Source organism: Pedococcus sp. P2_F6 (genome assembly GCF_056403675.1).
Map to the genome: position 1 here is coordinate 1 of NZ_JBFUEZ010000001.1, position 16830 is coordinate 16830.

Here is a 16830-nt window from a genome sequence, read left to right on the forward strand (position 1 = left end):
TCCTGGCAACAGGTCTCCGTCGGACGCCACCGGGCCGGTGAACGCTGCGACGTCCACGTCGGCCCCGACACCCTCCAGTTCTGGATCGGCAACGAGCTGCTGCGCACCGTGCGACGCGACAGCACCGGCCCCGTCCGCAACAAACGACCCTTGGGAGGTGCACTGACCAAGACCCGCAGGACAAACTGACGTAAGGAGTGTCAAGGATCAACCGACGTAAAACCGTCAACCATCAGCCGAATGCCTACAGGGGCGCTCACGGCCAACCGGTTCAGCCGGCCAGCTCGACCACGGCGATCGGCTCGTAGTGGGGGCGCCCCTGGCCTTCGCCACGGTGCGACGCGAAAAGGGTGACCTCGTCCGCCGTCCACGCCGGGCCGGCATACGCATCGAGCACGCGCAGCCAGCGCGTGGCCTCGAAGGGGTGGCGTGAGCGGGCCACCGTGAGGTGCGGCGTGAACGGCCCGCCCTCGGGGCTGGCGCCGACATGGCTGCAGGCGCGGCGGACGGCACGCGCCAGGCCGGCAAGGGACTCCAGGGACTCCGGGTCCCCGTCGACGCCCATCCAGGTGACTCTGGCCTCATAGGGATTGGGAAAGGCGCCGCCACCCTTGAGGCGCAGCGACATGGGTGGACGTTCGCCCACGGCCTCGGCGATCCCGTCGACCAGGGACTCGACCAGCCGGCTCGGCACGTCGGCCATGAAGGCGGTGGTGACGTGCCAGAGGCTGGAGTCGGTCCACCGCAGGTCCGGGCCGGCGTCACGGCGGGGGTCGAGGAACTCGGCGAGGTCCTCCAGGGCGGTCTCGGTCGGCACGACGGCCGCAAAGATGCGCATCAGGCCATTGTGGCGGCGCTCCCCTCGATTAGATTGGACGCCGGGAGGAAGGGGCCAACCATGCAGCTGACGTCGTTGCGGCAGGACTGGACCCTGCCGCGCACGTGGTTCGTGTCCGCTCGACTGCTCGAGGTGGCCGCCGCGGTGGCAGTCGTCGCGACCGCCTACCAGAGCTGGCTGGTCTTCCAGTCGACGGGGCAGAGCTACGGGGCAGACGGGGAGCCGCGCACGGAGGCGACACCGTTCCTCGACAGGCTGTTCGTGTTCGCGATGTACGGGTTCGGCTTCGGTCAGTCTCCGACAGGGATGCTCATCGGATCGCTGCTGCTGCTGGCAGTCCTCGGCATGCTCCACTTTGCGCAGCCGGTCAGCCACGCCGGACTCCTGCGCTGGGAGACCTTCGCCGTCTGGGTGGCCGCGGTCCTGCTGAACCTGGTCTTCGTGGTGTCCACGGCAGTGGGACTGGTCCGCGGTGACCCCAACGCACCCTCTGCGGACAGCGAAACCGTCACCTACGATCCCGGGCCCAGCACGACCGAGCAGCTGCTCAACGGTCTCGCCATGCCTGTCGTCTGCCTCTTGCTGCTGGCACTGGTCGCGATCTGGTGGCTGCGGCTTCCGGCGGAGTTCGACGAGCCGGACGACGAACAACCCGTCCGAGAGCCCCGCCGCTGGCGTCCGGCGCCGGCCCAGGACGCCAACATCGACGACCTCACCCTCGACGGTGTCGAGCTGATCGAACCCGTCGAACGCCTCCACCCACGCACCAGCAGCGGCGACGGGTCGACGGCGAGCGGCTACGACGACTACTTCCGACGCTTCTAGGTCCTGAGCTCCTCGCGTCCCGGCCCCGAAACCGGCCCGAAACCGGACCCGGTCGGGCGAACCCCGTCACCCGCGTCCGCCCTCGGTCCCGAGGAGGCAGGATCTTTATCGAACGGGTGCTTCGACCGGGTCTGTCGCGCACGGCGCACAGCGTCCGATTCGTTAGGCTTGCGGTGTGATTTCCAGGGACGACGCCATGTCGATGTTGGGCGCCGTGACGACCCTCCGTGAACAGGTCGAGCAGGCTGGTCTGCCCCTCGACATCCCCGACGTCGTGGTCGGACGGGCCACCCGCGATGCCCTCATCAAGCAGCTCGACGACTACGTCATCCCGCGGCTGCGCTCGCTCGACGCGCCCCTGCTCGCGGTGGTCGGTGGCTCGACGGGGGCCGGCAAGTCCACCCTGGTCAACTCCATCGTGGATGCCGAGGTGAGCCGCTCAGGGGTGCTCCGCCCGACGACGACCACCCCTGTCCTGGTCCACCACCCCCAGGACGCGCGGTGGTTCTCCGACGACCGCGTGCTGCCGGGGCTGAGCCGGGTGACCGGGGCTGCGGCCAGCGCCGGGGTCAACGCCCTGCGCCTCGTCGTGTCGAGCTCGCTGCCCCCCGGCATGGCCCTGCTGGATGCTCCCGACATCGACTCCGTGGTGAGTGCGAACCGGGCACTCGCGACCCAGCTGCTCGCGGCAGCCGACCTCTGGCTCTTCGTCACCACGGCCGCCCGGTATGCCGACGCCGTCCCGTGGGACCTGCTGCGCCAGGCGTCCGAGCACGGCACCGCCATCGCCATCGTGCTGGACCGGGTGCCGCCCGAGGCGATGGCCGACATCCGCAGCCACCTCGCCTCGATGCTGCGTGAGCAGGGTCTGTCCACCGCGCCCATCTTCGGGATCCCGGAAGCCGACCTGACCGACGAGGGACGGCTCCCCGAGCCCGACGTCGCCCGCCTCCGTTCGTGGTTGACCGCGCTCGCCAGCGACGCCCGCGCCCGCTCGGTCATCGTCAAGCAGACTCTCGACGGCGCCCTCGGCAGCCTCGACCACCGCGCGGGCGTCCTCGTCACGGCCTCCCGGCAGCAGGCCCAGGCGGTGGACGCCCTGCACGACGCCGCCGAGGCGGCATACCGCGAGGCGCTGGCCAACGTCGAACACGGCATGACCGACGGCACGCTGCTGCGCGGCGAGGTGCTGGCCCGCTGGCAGGAGTACGTCGGCACTGGCGAGTTCTTCAAGCAGGTCGAGTCGACCATCTCGAAGGTGCGTGACCGGATCACGGCGGCGCTGAAGGGTCAGGCCCCGCCCGCGGGCGACCTGGGGGAGGCGCTCCAGACCGGGGTCGCCGCCCTCATCAACGCCCAGGGGCAGGGTGCCGCCGCAACCGTCGCGCGCACGTGGCGCCAGCTCCCCGGCGGAGATCGGCTGCTCGAGCAGACACCGGAGCTGTCCAAGGCGTCGACCGACCTGGCGCCACAGGTCGAGCGGCTCGTCCGCGACTGGCAGGTCGAGGTGCTCGAGCTGGTGCGTGGCGAGGGCAAGGACCGCCGCACCACGGCACGCATCGCGGCCTACGGCCTCAACGGCATCGGAGTGATCCTGATGCTCGTGGCGTTCGCCCACACGGGGGGCCTGATCGGGGCCGAGGTCGGCATCGCCGGTGGCACCGCGGTGCTCGCCCAGAAGGTGCTCGAGGCGATCTTCGGCGACCAGGCGGTGCGCGACATGGCGGCCAAGGCGCGCAAGCGCCTGCTCGAGCACGTGCAGGAGCTGTATGCCGTGGAGCGACGTCGCTACGACGGTGCCCTCGACGGGGTGGAGACGACAGAAGGCCAGGCCGAACGCCTGGCCGACGCGGCGGCAGCGGTGAAGGCGGTTCGATGAGCCCGTTGAAGATGGGCAGCAAGCAGGTCAAGTCCGTGAGTGTCGAGGAGCTGACCGCGCGCACCCGTGCCCTCGAGCAGGCGGTGGCCGCAGGGGGGAACCAGCTCGACCCGGCCGCGGTGGCGTCCGCTCGAGCGGTGGTCGACAAGATCGCCGGACGAATCTCCAAGACCGGCAACCACACCGTCGTCGCCCTCGCGGGAGCAACGGGTTCCGGCAAGTCCAGCCTGTTCAATGCCCTGGTCGGTTCAACCGTGGCCATGGTCGGGGCCCGCAGGCCCACGACGTCGCGCCCTGTGGCTGCGGTGTGGGGCGACGACGACGCCACGGACCTGCTCGACTGGTTGTCCGTGGCCCAACGCCACCACGTGGACCCGCTGACGACGGACCCGACCGGCGGCCCCGACAGCCCCTGGAACCTCGACGGGCTGGTGCTGCTGGACCTGCCCGACTTCGACTCGCGGGTCGAGGCGCACCGCGCCGAGTCAGAGCGAGTGCTCGAGCTCGTCGACGTGTTCGTGTGGGTCACCGACCCGCAGAAGTACGCCGATGCTCGCCTTCACGACGACTATCTCCGCACCTTGTCGACCCATCACGCCGTGACGGTCGTGGTGCTGAACCAGGCCGACCGCCTCTCCTCGGACGCGATGGGCCAGATCCGTCGCGACCTCGCGCGGCTGGCGGCGGAGGACGGCATTCCGGGGGTCCAGGTGATCTCGACCTCGGCCACTGCTGGCACGGGGATCGACGACCTCCGGCTCCGCCTTGCGACGGCTGTCGCTGCCCAGAACGCGGCCCAGCACCGGCTCCTTGCCGACGTCTCGGCCAGCGCGACCACCCTGCGCGGCGGGGTGGCCCTGACCGAGCCGACGCTGTCCGACACCGTGGACGCCGAGCTCGTCGACGCGCTCGCCCGTGCTGCCGGGATCCCGACGGTCGTGGCGGCCGTCGAGAGGGACTACCGCAACCAGGCCTGGGGTCGCACCGGGTGGCCGTTCACCCGCTGGGTGCGCGCCCTGCGCCCCGACCCGATGAAGCGGCTGCGCCTCAACACCCGCGATGCGGTGGAGGAGAAGCTCGCCGTCACGGCAGGTGACGTCCGAACCGTTCTCGGGCGTTCCTCCCTTCCCCCGCCCACCCCGGCAGCCCGGTCGGCCGTCGAGCTGGCTACCCGAAAGGTCGGGGACGAGGCCGCAGAGGGCCTGCCCAACCGGTGGGCCGAAGCGGTCGCCGACGCGGCGACGCCGCCCGGTCCCGAGCTGGCCGACGCCCTCGACCAGGCGGTCGTGGGCACGTCGCTGAAGATGCGCCCCCCGATGTGGTGGCAGGCCTTCGGGCTCGCCCAGCTACTTCTTGCCTTCGTCGCCGCCCTCGGGTTCCTCTGGCTAGCCGCGCTCGTGGTGATGGGGTGGCTGGCGCTTCCCGACGTGGACCCACCACGGCTCGGACCTCTGCCCTACCCATTGCTGATGTTCGCCGGGGGCCTGCTGCTGGGGCTGGCGCTCGCAGCACTCGCCCGCACCCTCGGGCGCGCAGGCGCCCGTCGCCGTGGACAGCGAGTCCGGAACATGTTGACCGACAAGGTCGCCGGGGTCGCCCGCGAGCGCATCGTGGGTCCGGTGCGGCTGGTCCTGGACCGGCACCGCGCCACCCGTGAGTCGTTGGACCGGGCGGGGGTGCGGCTGGCCCCGGCCAGCTCGCGACGCTAGACGTCCCGACACGGCAGCGATGCGGCACGGATGCGCCGGGGTTCGTGCACAGGCACGTCCAGCCCCCTGACACCGTCCACAGGCGCTCCGGCGCACGCTCGTCCGCGGCCTCGCGTTGCCTCACTGTTGCGTCCAACCCACAGGGAAACGACACAGATGAGGTGAGCGAGATGAACGAGTCCTACATCACGGTGACCGGGCGAGTGGTCGCCGATCCGGAGTCGCGCACGACACGCAACGGAGTGCCCTTCGCGGCCTTCCGGCTGGCGTCGACGGTGCGACGGCCGAACCCGAAGACGCGCGAGTACGAGGACGCCGGCACCAGCTTCTACAACGTCACGGCCTTCAGGTCGCTCGGCGCCAACGTGGCCCACTCGCTCAAGAAGGGCGAGCCGGTGGTGGTCTACGGACGGCTGCGGGTCAACCAGTGGATGCGCCAGGACAACACCCACGCGACGTCGGTCGAGATCGACGCCTACAACGTCGGCCACGACCTCAGCTGGGGCACCACCGCGCTGACGCGGGTGACCCGCGCCCAGCTGGACACCAACGACCGGATGGCCGACGAGGGCGTCCAGGGTGCGATGGCGGCGCTCGAGGGTGAGCTCCCGGCCCAGGAGGAGGACTTCGGCTCCTACGACCCCGGCGACCTGGCCGCTCGACGCAGCACAGGGGACGAGCAGGACACCGGTGATCCCGAGACGGACGACTACGTGGTGGCCCAGGAGCCGACGGGCCTGGTGCCTCGCGGAGAGGGCGAGCGCGAGCTCTCGACGGTCTGACGCGGATTCGGGCGTGGGGGCCCCGGCCGATAGCCTTGCCCCCATGCCCGAGTTCATCTACGTCATGTCGAAGGCCCGCAAGGCCCACGGCGACAAGGTCATCCTCGATGACGTGACCATCTCCTTCTACCCCGGCGCCAAGATCGGCGTGGTGGGGCCCAACGGAGCCGGCAAGTCCTCGGTCCTGAAGATCATGGCCGGGCTGGACCACCCTTCCAACGGTGAAGCCCGCCTCACGCCCGGCTTCACGGTCGGGATCCTCATGCAGGAGCCCGAGCTCAACGAGGAGAAGACGGTCCTCGGCAACGTCGAGGAGGGGGCCGGCGAGATCAAGGCCAAGCTCGACCGCTACAACGCGATCTCCGCGGAGATGGCTGAGCCGGACGCCGACTTCGACGCCTTGATGGAGGAGATGGGCAAGCTCCAGGAGGCCATCGACTCCGCCGACGCCTGGGACCTCGACTCCCAGCTCGAACAGGCCATGGACGCCCTGCGCTGCCCGCCGCCGGATGCGGACGTCACCGTGCTCTCGGGTGGGGAGCGCCGCCGCGTCGCGCTGTGCAAGCTGCTTCTCCAGAAGCCGGACCTGCTCCTGCTGGACGAGCCCACCAACCACCTGGACGCCGAGTCGGTCCTGTGGCTCGAGCAGCACCTCGCGGCCTACCACGGCGCCGTCGTCGCCGTGACCCACGACCGCTACTTCATGGACAACGTCGCCCAGTGGATCCTCGAGCTGGACCGCGGTCGCGCCTACCCCTACGAGGGCAACTACTCGACCTACCTCGAGAAGAAGCAGGCGCGCCTGCAGGTGCAGGGCAAGAAGGACGCCAAGCTCTCCAAGCGCCTCAAGGAGGAGCTGGAGTGGGTCCGTTCCAACGCCAAGGCCCGTCAGGTGAAGTCCAAGGCGCGTCTGGCGCGCTACGAGGAGATGGCGGCCGAGGCCGACCGGACACGCAAGCTCGACTTCGACGAGATCGCCATCCCGCCGGGGCCGCGGCTGGGCTCGACCGTCATCGAGGTCAAGAACCTCAAGAAGGGCTTCGGTGACCGCGTCCTCATCGACAACCTGTCCTTCACCCTGCCGCGCAACGGCATCGTCGGGGTCATCGGCCCCAACGGCGTCGGCAAGACCACCCTCTTCAAGACCATCGTCGGTCTCGAGGAGGCGGACAGTGGCTCGGTCAAGGTGGGCGAGACGGTCAAGATCTCCTACGTCGACCAGAGCCGAGGCGGCCTGGACCCGAACAAGAACCTCTGGGAGACCGTCTCCGGCGGCCACGACTACATCAACGTGGGCCACGTCGAGATCCCGTCCCGCGCTTACGTGTCGCAGTTCGGGTTCAAGGGCCCTGACCAGCAGAAGAAGACCGGCGTCCTCTCGGGTGGCGAGCGCAACCGCCTCAACCTGGCGCTCACCCTCAAGGAGGGCGGCAACCTGCTGCTCCTTGACGAGCCGACCAACGACCTCGACGTCGAGACCCTCGGTTCGCTCGAGAACGCCCTGCTCGACTTCCCCGGCTGCGCAGTGGTCATCAGCCACGACCGGTGGTTCCTCGACCGGGTGGCGACCCACATCCTCGCCTTCGAGGGTGACGACGAGGACCCGGCCAAGTGGTACTGGTTCGAGGGCAACTTCGAGTCCTACGAGGCCAACAAGGTCGAGCGCCTCGGGGCCGACGCGGCGCGGCCGCACCGCGTCACCTACCGCAAGCTCACCCGAGACTGAGCGTCACGCCGGCGCGGACGAGCTAGCCGGCGCGGACGAGGCGCAGGCCGAGTTCGGCGTAGGCCGCGCCGATGGCTTCGGGGGAGCGCTTGATCACTGGGTCGTACCAGCGGGCGACGTCGACCGCCATCGACATGAGCGCCAGGGTCGTGTCGGGCACGTCGTCGACGGTGAACTCACCGCTCGCGACACCGGCGGTCACGACGTCGCGCACGACGGCGTCGATCTGCTTGCGCAGCGTCAGGACGGCGTCGCGGTGCTCGGGAGTGAGGTTCGCGAACTCGTACTGCACGATGCGAGCCACCCGGAAGTGCTCCGCGTGCCAGGTGGCGAACCGGCCCATGATCGCCCGCAGCGCCTCGGTGGGGGAGCTGGCGCTGCTCGCGGCAGCCAACAGCATGTCGCGGGCGACCTCGTGGCCCTCACGGCTGAGCTGGTAGAGCAGCTCCTCCTTGGAGGAGAAGTGGACGTAGACGCCCGCCGGGGACAGCCCGGCCCGCGACGCGATGTCTCGCGTGGTGGTCGCGTGGAAGCCCCGGTCGGCGAACGCCTCGGCCGCTGCTTCGAGAAGTCGGTGGGGCGCGTCTGTGACGGAGTCCACGGTGCGTACGGGACTGGACATGGTTGACAGCATGCCTCAGCCATCGCAGACTAAGCAAGCGCTTAGTCACCTTGGAGGAATGTCATGCCCCGCAATGTGTACGGTCCCGACCACGAGTCCTTCCGCAGCTCGGTCCGCGAGTTCGTCGAACGCACGCTCAAGCCGCGTGCCGAGCAGATGCTCGAGGTGAAGTCGGTCGACCGCGACATCTGGAAGGAAGCCGGCAAGCAGGGCCTGTTCGGTCTCGACATCCCCGAGGAGTTCGGCGGTGCCGGCGCCGATGACTACCGCTTCAACGCGATCGCGGCCGAGGAGATCGCCGGCTTCAACTTCGCCGTGTCGTCCTGCTTCGGGATCCACTCCGACGTCTGCCCGCCCTACATCGTCGACCTCGGCACGCAGGAGCAGAAGGAGCGCTGGCTCCCGGGCATGGCCAACGGTGACCTGATCTGCGCCATCGCGATGACCGAGCCGTCGGGTGGTTCCGACCTCGCTGCCCTCAAGACCACCGCCGTCCGCGACGGCGACGACTGGGTGCTCAACGGCTCCAAGACGTTCATCACCAACGGCTACCAGGCCGACCTGGTCATCGTGGCCGCCCGGACCGACCCTTCCAAGGGCGCCAAGGGCATCACCCTGTTCATGGTCGAGGCGGGCATGGAGGGTTTCAGCCGTGGTCGCAAGCTCGACAAGGTCGGGCAGGAGGAGGCTGACACCTCCGAGCTCTTCTTCGAGGCCGTGCGCGTCCCCGACGCCAACCGGCTCGGGGCCGAGGGTCTCGGCTTCATCTCGATGATGCAGCGCCTGCCCCAGGAGCGGGTCGGCGCGGCGGTGGCCAACACCGCCCACGCCTTCCAGATCTTCCGCGAGACGGTCGAGTACACCAAGGAGCGCAAGGCGTTCGGCCAGCCCGTGGGCTCGTTCCAGCACAACAAGTTCAAGATGGCCGAGCTGCAGACCAAGCTCGAGGTCACCCAGGCGTACGTCGACGACTGCATCGCGGCGCACGCCGAGCAGAAGCTCAGTGCCGTCGACGCAGCCAAGGCCAAGTGGTGGTCCGCCCAGGTCCAGAACGACGTCCTCGACGAGTGCGTCCAGCTCTACGGTGGCTACGGCTTCATGAACGAGTACCGCGTCGCTCGCGCCTGGCGCGACGCCCGGGTCTCGAAGATCTGGGCAGGGTCGAACGAGATCATGAAGGAGCTCATCGGCCGTGACCTCGGACTCTGAGGTGAGCGCCGGGCAGGGGGTCCACGGGGGAACGGTCGCCATCGTCACCGGAGCCTCGCGGGGCATCGGGCTCGGTATCGCCGAGAAGCTGGTTGCCGAGGGCGCCCGAGTCGTCATCACGGCGCGCAAGCCCGAGGCGCTGGCAGCGGCCGTGGAGCACCTCGGCGGCGAGTCGAAAGCCATTGGTGTGGCAGGAAATGCCGCCGACGAGGCACACCAGGACGAGGTCATCCGAGTCGCCCACGAGCGGTTCGGAGGCCTCGACCACCTCGTCAACAACACTGGCATCAACCCGGCCTACGGCCCCATGCTCGACGCGCCGCTCGACGTGGCGCGCAAGATCATGGACGTCAACGTCCTGGCCGCGTTCTCGTGGATCCAGAAGGCCGTCGCCTCAGGGCTGGGCCGAGACGATCGGCCGGGAGCGGTGGTGAACGTCGCGTCCATCGCCGGGCTCGGCGCCACCGGCACGATTGGTTGGTATGCCGTGAGCAAGGCCGCCCTGATCCACCTCACCGTCGAGCTGGCCTACCAGCTCGGACCCGCCATCCGGGTCAACGCCGTCGCTCCGGCGATCGTGAAGACCCAGTTCGCCCAGGCCCTCTACGAGGGTCGGGAGGAGAAGGTGGCGGCGGCCTACCCGTTGAAGCGCCTGGGTGCGCCGGAGGACATCGCCGGAGCCGTGTCGTTCCTGCTGTCCCCGGACGCAGGCTGGGTCACCGGCCAGACCCTCGTCGTCGACGGAGGCGTCACGCTCGGGGGCGGCCTGTGAGCCCTGACCTGACGGGGCGCGGGGTCATCGTGACGGGCGCCGGCAGGGGGATCGGCGCTGCCTACGCCAGGGCGTTCGTGGCAGTGGGCGCCAGGGTCGTGGTCAACGACCTCGACGCGGAGGCAGCGGAGTCCACCGCGCTCGAGCTCGGGGCCGTCGCAGTCCCTGGTGATGCCTCGAGCGAGGCGGGCGTGACAGCCCTGGTCGGGGCGGCTCGTGAGCACCTCGGAGAGGTCGAGGTGTTCTGCGCCAACGCAGGCGTGGCTCGCGGGGGGACCGAGGCGGTCGACGAGAAGGCCTGGGAGGTGTCGTGGAACGTCAACGTGATGGCCCACGTCCGCGCCGCCAAGCTGCTCGTTCCCGAGTGGGTCAAGCGCGGGAGCGGCACGTTCATCGCGACCGTTTCTGCCGCGGGCCTGCTGTCGATCCCGGGCGCGGCTCCCTACGCCGTGACCAAGCACGCCGCGCTGGCCTTTGCCGAGTGGTTGTCGATGACCTACGGCGACAAGGGGATTCGGGTTCACGCCGTGTGCCCGCAGGGGGTGCGCACCGACATGCTCTGGAACTCCGGCTCTGCCGGCAGAGCCCTCATGGAGCCGGGCGCGGTCGATCCCGATGACGTCGCGCGCGACCTCATGACCGCGATGGACGACGGACGGTTCCTCGTCCTTCCCCACCCCGAGGTCGCCGAGATGTATGCCGGCCGGGCCGCCGACCCGGATCGCTGGCTTGCCGGAATGCGCCGGATGGCGGCCTCCCTCCCGGCGGTCACCATGGGCACCGGCTGACAGCGTGATCAACCACTGACACCATGGGCACCGACTGACACTGGCACTGACACTGACACTGACATCGGAGACTCCGTGAAGGCCTGGCAGGTCACCTCCCACGGCGAGCCGGCTGACGTGATGTGGCTGACCGAGCGCAGCGAGCCGCGCGTCAAGCCGGGCCACCTGTTGGTCCGCGTCCTGGCCGTTGCCCTGAACTTCCCCGACGTGCTCATGGCCCGCGGCCACTACCAGGTGCGACCGGACCTCCCCTTCACCCCGGGAGTCGAGGTCTGTGCCGAGGTGCTCGAGCTCGGCGAGGGCGTCACAGGCTTCGCGGTGGCCGACCGGGTGGTGGGCACCACGGCCGTCCCGCACGGCGGGTTGGCCCAGCTGTGCCTCATGCCCGCGACCGGCGCCTTCGCCGCACCGCCGTCACTCTCCGACGCCCAGGCGAGCGCCCTGACGATCGGCTACCAGACGGCCTACGTGGGGCTGGTCCGTCGGGCCGGCCTTCACGCCGACGAGACGCTGTTGGTGCACGCCGCGGCGGGCGGTGTCGGCTTGGCGGCCGTGCAGGTCGGCAAGGCCCTCGGTGCGCGGGTCGTCGCCGTGGTTGGCAATGCCGCCAAGGCGGACGTCGCCCGCCAAGCCGGTGCGGACGTCGTGGTCGACCGCTCGGCCGGCGACCTCGTGGCCGCCCTCAAGGGGGCAGTGGGACCCGACGGCGCCGACGTGGTGTTCGACCCGGTGGGTGGCGACGCCTTCGAGGCGTCGACCAAGGTCGTGGCCTTCGAGGGGCGGATCCTCGTCGTGGGCTTCACCAGCGGGACCATCCCGACGCCAGCCCTCAACCACGCGCTGGTCAAGAACTACTCGATCCTGGGACTGCACTGGGGGCTCTACCTCCAGCGTGACCACGACGTGGCTGAGGCTGCCCACCTCCAGCTGGGGAAGTGGGCGTCAAGTGGGGCCATCAAGCCCTTTGTCTCCCAAGAGGTGGCGTTCGAGGACGCGCGCAGTGCCCTCACCCGGCTCGGAGCCGGAGAGAGCACTGGACGCATCGTGGTGCTCGGCGCCTGACGTCAGCTGTGGGCAGCCGCCGGCTCAGCCGGCGAGGCCCTGGGCGACCTTCTCGAGGGCGTTGTAGGAGTCGTTGAGCCCGACCTCCATGCCGGACGCGAGCACCAGCTCGACGGTCTCGGGGGAGTCGTACGTGATCACGGCCCGAAGTGTCGTCAGGCCGTCCTGCTCGGTGAAGGTCGACTGGATGAGTGACGGCGGGCTCTGGATGTTGTCGAAGACCTCGGTGTGCACCAGGCGGCCCGGAGGGTCGAGCTCGCGGTACTCGCCGGAGAACGACACCTCGTCACCCCCAGGGGTCACCTGGGCAAAGTGCCAGCGACCACCGACACGGAGGTCGACCTCGCAGACAGTGACGTCGCCGTGGCCGGCACCCCACCACTGGCGGATGTGCTCCGGCGTGGTCATGACCTCGTAGATGAGGGCGGCGGGCGCGGCGAAGGTTCGGGTGATGACGAGCTCGCTTCCCTGCTGGGTGACGGTGGCGCGCTGGTTGGTTTCGGCAGCTGTGTTGCTCATGACTTCTCCTCGTGGTGTGAGGTGGTGGGTGTGTCGGGGTGTGCATCGGGGGATGCGGGTCCCTGGATGCGGGTGAGGTACGCGTCCAGGTGGTCGAGGTTGGCCTCCCAGTGGCGGCGGTACCCCTCGAGCCAGGACGTGGCGCTCCTCAATGGCGTGGCGGTGATCCGGCAGTGACGCCGCTGCCCGTCACGGTCCTTGGCGATCAGCCCGGCCCGCTCCAGCACCGACAGGTGCTTGGAGATCGCCGGCAGGGTCATGGCGAACGGCTCTGCGAGCTCCCCGACCGTGAGGTCACCCCCGGCGAGGCGCTCGAGGATGGCGCGCCGCGTGGGGTCCGCCAGGGCGGCGAACGTGCTGCTGAGCTGATCGTGGTCCATTGTCCTTAACCATTCGGTTTATTAACTGCTAAGGAAACTATCGCCCTGAGGACGCCCGGTTGTCAAGGGGTATGCCGCATCGCCGGCGTAGCGTGAGAAGGTGCCCGGAACCCGAAGCCAGGACCTCAAGCCCTGGCTGCGCGCCGTCTTTGCCCTTCCGAATGCGTTGTACGCCAACGGGTTCGGATGGATCCTCGGTCACCGGTTCCTCCAGCTCACGCACACCGGACGCCACAGCGGAGAGCGCTTCACGGTTGTCGTGGAGGTGGTGCGCCGCGACAGGTCGACCGGTGAGGCGACCGTCGTGTCCGGCTACGGCAGGAGCTCCGACTGGTTCCGCAACCTCGAAGCAGGCGGGCCGGCCGCAGTGGACTTCGGACGCGGACCCAGGCCCGCGGCATACCGGGTCCTGGGGCTCGAGGAGGCGCAGGAGGTCTACGCCGCCTATGAGCGGCGCAACCTGCTCATCGCACCGCTGGTGCGGTGGACGCTGACCACGTTGCTCGGCTGGCGCTACGACGGGAGCACCGGAGCCCGCCGGCGCATGGTCGCCGAGCTCCCGATGGTCGCCTTGCGACCGTCCCGGAGTCGACCGGTTCAGTCGAGCGGGCCGCCCGCGACGTAGATGACCTGGCCGGAGACGAAGCCGGCCTCCTCGGAGCAGAGGAAGCCGATCGTGGCGGCGATGTCCTCGGGCTGGCCGACCCGCTGGACGGGGATCGCGGCCGCCGAGTGGGCGATGAAGTCCTCGAACGAGACTCCGAGCCGCTCTGCCGTCATCTTGGTCATCTCGGTCTGGATGAACCCCGGGGCGACGGCGTTCGCGGTCACGCCGAACTTCCCGAGCTCGATGGCGAGGGTCTTGGTGAAGCCCTGCAGGCCCGCCTTGGCCGCCGAGTAGTTCACCTGGCCGCGGTTGCCCTGCGCAGAGCTGGAGGAGAGGTTCACGATACGGCCGAACTTCTCCTTGGTCATGTAGCCCTGGACGGCGCGCGTCATGAGGAACGAGCCACGCAGATGCACGTTGATGACCGCGTCCCAGTCCTCCTCGGTCATCTTGAAGATCAGGTTGTCGCGGGTGATCCCCGCGTTGTTCACCAGGATCGTCGGCGCCCCGAGCTCGTCCGCGACGCGCTGGACGGCGGCCTCGACCTGGGCGGCATCAGCCACGTCGACGCCCACAGCCAGCGCCCGGCCGCCGGCGTCGGTGATGGCCGAAACCGTGTCGGCACAGGCTGACTCGTCGAGGTCGAGCACGGCCACGGCGTGTCCCGCCGCGGCGAGACGCTTGGCCGTTGCTGCGCCGATGCCGCGGGCGGCTCCGGTGACTATCGCGGTGCGCTGGGTGCTCATGCGGGACTCCTGAGAGGGCTTGGCGGGTGAGGTGTCTCGGCGAGTGTACTAAGCGGGCGCTTACCCCTGGGGCGACCGGTGGCGTGAAAAGGCTGTGGGCTCGGGCACAATGGGGTCGCTGGAGGCCGTCGACGTCCTTCTTCACCACGGCCCCAGGACGAGGGCTGCTCTACGACGAAGGCGATGCATGGAAATCTGGCCCGGCAAGTCCTACCCGCTCGGCGCAACGTTCGACGGCACCGGCGTGAACTTCGCGTTGTTCTCAGAGGTGGCCACCAAGGTCGAGTTGTGCCTCATCGACGACGAGGGCGCGGAGACCCGCGTCCCGCTGCCGGAGGTGGACGGCTTCGTGTGGCACGCCTACCTGCCCGGCGTCCAGCCCGGGCAGCGCTACGGCTACCGCGTCCACGGTCCCTACGACCCGGCCAACGGTCACCGCTGCAACCCCCAGAAGCTGCTGCTCGACCCCTATGCCAAGGCGATCGATGGCCAGCCGGACGGCGACCAGTCGCTGTTCTCCTACGACTTCGGGTCGCCGAGCGAGGACCCGGCCAAGGCCAACGTGGAGGACAGCCTCGGCCACACGATGATGGGTGTGGTCATCAACCCCTTCTTCGACTGGGGCCAGGACCGCCTCCCACGGCACGAGTACCACAACACCGTCATCTACGAAGCCCACGTCAAGGGCCTCACCGAGACCCATCCCGACATCCCGGAGGAGATCCGCGGCACCTATGCGGGGATCGCCCACCCGGTGATCATCGAGCACCTCAAGAACCTCGGCATCACGGCCATCGAGCTGATGCCGGTGCACCAGTTCGTCAACGACTTCACGCTGCGCGACAAGGGCCTGTCGAACTACTGGGGCTACAACACGATCGGGTTCCTCGCCCCCCACAACGGCTATGCGGCCTACGGCACGCGCGGCGAACAGGTGGCGGAGTTCAAGGGCATGGTCAAGGCGCTCCACGAGGCGGGCATCGAGGTCATCCTCGACGTGGTCTACAACCACACCGCCGAGGGCAACCAGCTCGGGCCCACCATCTGCTTCCGCGGGATCGACAACGCGGCCTACTACCGGCTGGTCGACGACGACAAGGCCCACTACTACGACACGACCGGCACCGGCAACAGCCTGCTGATGCGGCACCCCCACGTGCTGCAGCTCATCATGGACTCGCTGCGCTACTGGGTGACCGAGATGCACGTCGACGGCTTCCGGTTCGACCTCGCGGCGACGCTGGCCCGCCAGTTCCACGAGGTCGACAAGCTCTCGGCGTTCTTCGACTTGGTCCAGCAGGACCCGGTGGTCAGCCAGGTCAAGCTCATCGCGGAGCCCTGGGACGTCGGCGACGGCGGCTACCAGGTCGGCAACTTCCCGCCCCTGTGGACCGAGTGGAACGGCAAGTACCGCGACACCGTCCGCGACTTCTGGCGTGGCGAGAGCGCGACCCTCGGCGAGTTCGCCTCGCGCCTCACCGGCTCCAGCGACCTCTACGAACACAGCGGTCGCAAGCCCATCGCGTCGATCAACTTCGTCACCGCCCACGACGGCTTCACGCTACGGGACCTGGTGTCCTACAACGAGAAGCACAACGACGCCAACGGCGAGGACGGCAACGACGGCGAGAGCCACAACCGCTCCTGGAACTGCGGCGTCGAAGGTCCCACCAAGGACAAGAAGGTCAACGCGCTCCGGCTGCGGCAGCAGCGCAACATGCTGGCGACCCTCCTGCTCTCGCAGGGCGTGCCGATGCTGCTGCACGGTGACGAGCTCGGTCGCACCCAGGGCGGCAACAACAACGGCTACTGCCAGGACAACGAGATCTCCTGGATCGACTGGGACCTCGACCAGGACCAGCTCGACCTCATTGCCTTCACGCAGCGGCTCGTCGAGCTGCGCCGCGACCACCCGGTCTTCCGTCGCCGTCGCTTCTTCGCCGGGTCGGCCGACCACGGCGGGGAGAGCGCCGTGGGCGACATCGCGTGGTTCGAGCCGGGCGGCAACCACATGGACGAGGACTCCTGGGCCAACGGTTACGCGCGCTCGATGATGGTGTTCCTCAACGGCCAGACCATCCCGGAGCCCGACACGCGTGGGCAGCAGACCCTCGACGACCACTTCCTCGTCATCTTCAACGGCCACCACGAGGTGCTGCCGTTCGTCCTCCCGGGCAAGGAGTACGGCGAGCGCTGGGTCACCGAGCTCGACACCTCCGCCCAGGAGGTCGAGGCCAAGGAGTACAAGCCCGACGCCAAGGTCAAGGCCAACGGCCGCAGTGTCATCGTGCTGCGCTGCCCTCGTCCGCTTCCGTCCGGATCGCCCGCGGGAGCGGCCGCCGCCCGCCGATGAACGAAAGGCAGAC

The 16830-nt window shown here is 69.2% G+C and carries 16 protein-coding genes and 1 pseudogene; 12 read left to right on the plus strand and 5 right to left on the minus strand.

What is annotated here, in order from left to right:
- A pseudogene (locus AC1DWP_RS00005) lies at positions 1-189 on the plus strand (hypothetical protein); the annotation flags it as partial.
- An 82-nt stretch (positions 190-271) separates the two neighbouring features.
- On the opposite strand, the gene thpR reads toward AC1DWP_RS00005, so the two are convergent.
- Positions 272-838, minus strand: coding sequence for an RNA 2',3'-cyclic phosphodiesterase (thpR, locus tag AC1DWP_RS00010; RefSeq protein WP_477612408.1), 567 nt, complete (start codon positions 836-838; stop codon positions 272-274).
- Between the two features lie 60 nt (positions 839-898).
- On the opposite strand from thpR, the gene AC1DWP_RS00015 reads away from it, so the two are divergent.
- The 5 genes from AC1DWP_RS00015 (at position 899) to ettA (ending at position 7759) form a co-directional block, all read left to right on the plus strand.
- Positions 899-1663 carry a hypothetical protein gene (locus AC1DWP_RS00015; RefSeq protein WP_477612409.1) on the plus strand — a complete coding sequence of 255 codons (765 nt, stop codon included), beginning with the start codon at positions 899-901 and terminating at the stop codon, positions 1661-1663.
- 175 nt (positions 1664-1838) lie between these two features.
- On the plus strand, positions 1839-3542 hold the full coding sequence (locus AC1DWP_RS00020) for a dynamin family protein (RefSeq protein ID WP_477612410.1): 1704 nt from the start codon (positions 1839-1841) through the stop codon (positions 3540-3542).
- Positions 3539-5251 (plus strand): GTPase, encoded by a 1713-nt coding sequence (locus AC1DWP_RS00025; protein ID WP_477612411.1) that lies wholly within the window; start codon positions 3539-3541, stop codon positions 5249-5251. The genes AC1DWP_RS00020 and AC1DWP_RS00025 overlap by 4 nt, the downstream gene beginning before the upstream one ends.
- A gap of 170 nt (positions 5252-5421) precedes the next feature.
- Positions 5422-6033, plus strand: coding sequence for a single-stranded DNA-binding protein (locus tag AC1DWP_RS00030; protein WP_477613401.1), 612 nt, complete (start codon positions 5422-5424; stop codon positions 6031-6033).
- A gap of 43 nt (positions 6034-6076) precedes the next feature.
- Entirely contained in the window at positions 6077-7759 is a 1683-nt protein-coding gene (gene ettA / locus AC1DWP_RS00035) for an energy-dependent translational throttle protein EttA (protein WP_477612412.1), read from the plus strand.
- Between the two features lie 22 nt (positions 7760-7781).
- On the opposite strand, the gene AC1DWP_RS00040 is transcribed toward ettA, so the two are convergent.
- A complete protein-coding gene (locus AC1DWP_RS00040; protein ID WP_477612413.1) occupies positions 7782-8381 on the minus strand; it encodes a TetR/AcrR family transcriptional regulator in 600 nt (199 codons plus the stop codon).
- Positions 8382-8444: 63 nt separating this feature from the next.
- On the opposite strand from AC1DWP_RS00040, the gene AC1DWP_RS00045 reads away from it, so the two are divergent.
- The 4 genes from AC1DWP_RS00045 to AC1DWP_RS00060 all read left to right on the plus strand — a co-directional run bounded on the left by AC1DWP_RS00045 (position 8445) and on the right by AC1DWP_RS00060 (position 12212).
- Positions 8445-9590 (plus strand): acyl-CoA dehydrogenase family protein, encoded by a 1146-nt coding sequence (locus tag AC1DWP_RS00045; RefSeq protein ID WP_477612414.1) that lies wholly within the window; start codon positions 8445-8447, stop codon positions 9588-9590.
- On the plus strand, positions 9574-10362 hold the full coding sequence (locus AC1DWP_RS00050; protein WP_477612415.1) for an SDR family oxidoreductase: 789 nt from the start codon (positions 9574-9576) through the stop codon (positions 10360-10362). Before AC1DWP_RS00045 ends, AC1DWP_RS00050 begins: the two co-directional genes overlap by 17 nt.
- The gene (locus AC1DWP_RS00055; protein WP_477612416.1) at positions 10359-11150 is read left to right on the plus strand and encodes an SDR family oxidoreductase; all 792 of its coding nucleotides are present in this window, start codon (positions 10359-10361) and stop codon (positions 11148-11150) included. The genes AC1DWP_RS00050 and AC1DWP_RS00055 overlap by 4 nt, the downstream gene beginning before the upstream one ends.
- 75 nt (positions 11151-11225) lie before the next feature.
- Entirely contained in the window at positions 11226-12212 is a 987-nt protein-coding gene (locus AC1DWP_RS00060) for an NADPH:quinone oxidoreductase family protein (protein ID WP_477612417.1), read from the plus strand.
- Between the two features lie 24 nt (positions 12213-12236).
- Here AC1DWP_RS00060 and AC1DWP_RS00065 read toward each other — a convergent pair whose 3' ends face one another.
- Both AC1DWP_RS00065 and AC1DWP_RS00070 read right to left on the minus strand, forming a co-directional pair.
- Positions 12237-12731, minus strand: a complete 495-nt coding sequence (locus AC1DWP_RS00065) for an SRPBCC family protein (protein ID WP_477612418.1) — start codon at positions 12729-12731, stop codon at positions 12237-12239.
- The gene (locus AC1DWP_RS00070; protein WP_477612419.1) at positions 12728-13111 is read right to left on the minus strand and encodes an ArsR/SmtB family transcription factor; all 384 of its coding nucleotides are present in this window, start codon (positions 13109-13111) and stop codon (positions 12728-12730) included. Before AC1DWP_RS00070 ends, AC1DWP_RS00065 begins: the two co-directional genes overlap by 4 nt.
- 100 nt (positions 13112-13211) lie before the next feature.
- On the opposite strand from AC1DWP_RS00070, the gene AC1DWP_RS00075 reads away from it, so the two are divergent.
- Positions 13212-13736: a nitroreductase family deazaflavin-dependent oxidoreductase gene (locus AC1DWP_RS00075; RefSeq protein ID WP_477612420.1), complete on the plus strand. Its 525-nt coding sequence runs from the start codon at positions 13212-13214 to the stop codon at positions 13734-13736.
- On the opposite strand, the gene fabG is transcribed toward AC1DWP_RS00075, so the two are convergent.
- Positions 13709-14464 carry a 3-oxoacyl-ACP reductase FabG gene (gene fabG / locus AC1DWP_RS00080; protein ID WP_477612421.1) on the minus strand — a complete coding sequence of 252 codons (756 nt, stop codon included), beginning with the start codon at positions 14462-14464 and terminating at the stop codon, positions 13709-13711. The genes AC1DWP_RS00075 and fabG overlap by 28 nt on opposite strands.
- A 187-nt stretch (positions 14465-14651) precedes the next feature.
- Between fabG and glgX the strand changes: the two genes are divergently transcribed.
- Complete coding sequence (gene glgX, locus AC1DWP_RS00085; protein ID WP_477612422.1) at positions 14652-16817, plus strand: glycogen debranching protein GlgX; 2166 nt, start codon at positions 14652-14654, stop codon at positions 16815-16817.
- The last annotated feature ends 13 nt before the right edge of the window (positions 16818-16830 follow it).

Bases quoted from the DNA above. Each gene is read 5' to 3' on its own strand.
- AC1DWP_RS00040 (WP_477612413.1), bottom strand. From the start codon at position 8,381: ATGTCCAGTCCCGTACGCACCGTGGACTCCGTCACAGACGCGCCCCAC.
- thpR (WP_477612408.1), bottom strand. From the start codon at position 838: ATGCGCATCTTTGCGGCCGTCGTGCCGACCGAGACCGCCCTGGAGGAC.
- AC1DWP_RS00070 (WP_477612419.1), bottom strand. From the start codon at position 13,111: ATGGACCACGATCAGCTCAGCAGCACGTTCGCCGCCCTGGCGGACCCC.
- fabG (WP_477612421.1), bottom strand. From the start codon at position 14,464: ATGAGCACCCAGCGCACCGCGATAGTCACCGGAGCCGCCCGCGGCATC.
- ettA (WP_477612412.1), top strand. From the start codon at position 6,077: ATGCCCGAGTTCATCTACGTCATGTCGAAGGCCCGCAAGGCCCACGGC.
- AC1DWP_RS00025 (WP_477612411.1), top strand. From the start codon at position 3,539: ATGAGCCCGTTGAAGATGGGCAGCAAGCAGGTCAAGTCCGTGAGTGTC.
- AC1DWP_RS00030 (WP_477613401.1), top strand. From the start codon at position 5,422: ATGAACGAGTCCTACATCACGGTGACCGGGCGAGTGGTCGCCGATCCG.
- glgX (WP_477612422.1), top strand. From the start codon at position 14,652: ATGGAAATCTGGCCCGGCAAGTCCTACCCGCTCGGCGCAACGTTCGAC.
- AC1DWP_RS00045 (WP_477612414.1), top strand. From the start codon at position 8,445: ATGCCCCGCAATGTGTACGGTCCCGACCACGAGTCCTTCCGCAGCTCG.
- AC1DWP_RS00015 (WP_477612409.1), top strand. From the start codon at position 899: ATGCAGCTGACGTCGTTGCGGCAGGACTGGACCCTGCCGCGCACGTGG.
- AC1DWP_RS00065 (WP_477612418.1), bottom strand. From the start codon at position 12,731: ATGAGCAACACAGCTGCCGAAACCAACCAGCGCGCCACCGTCACCCAG.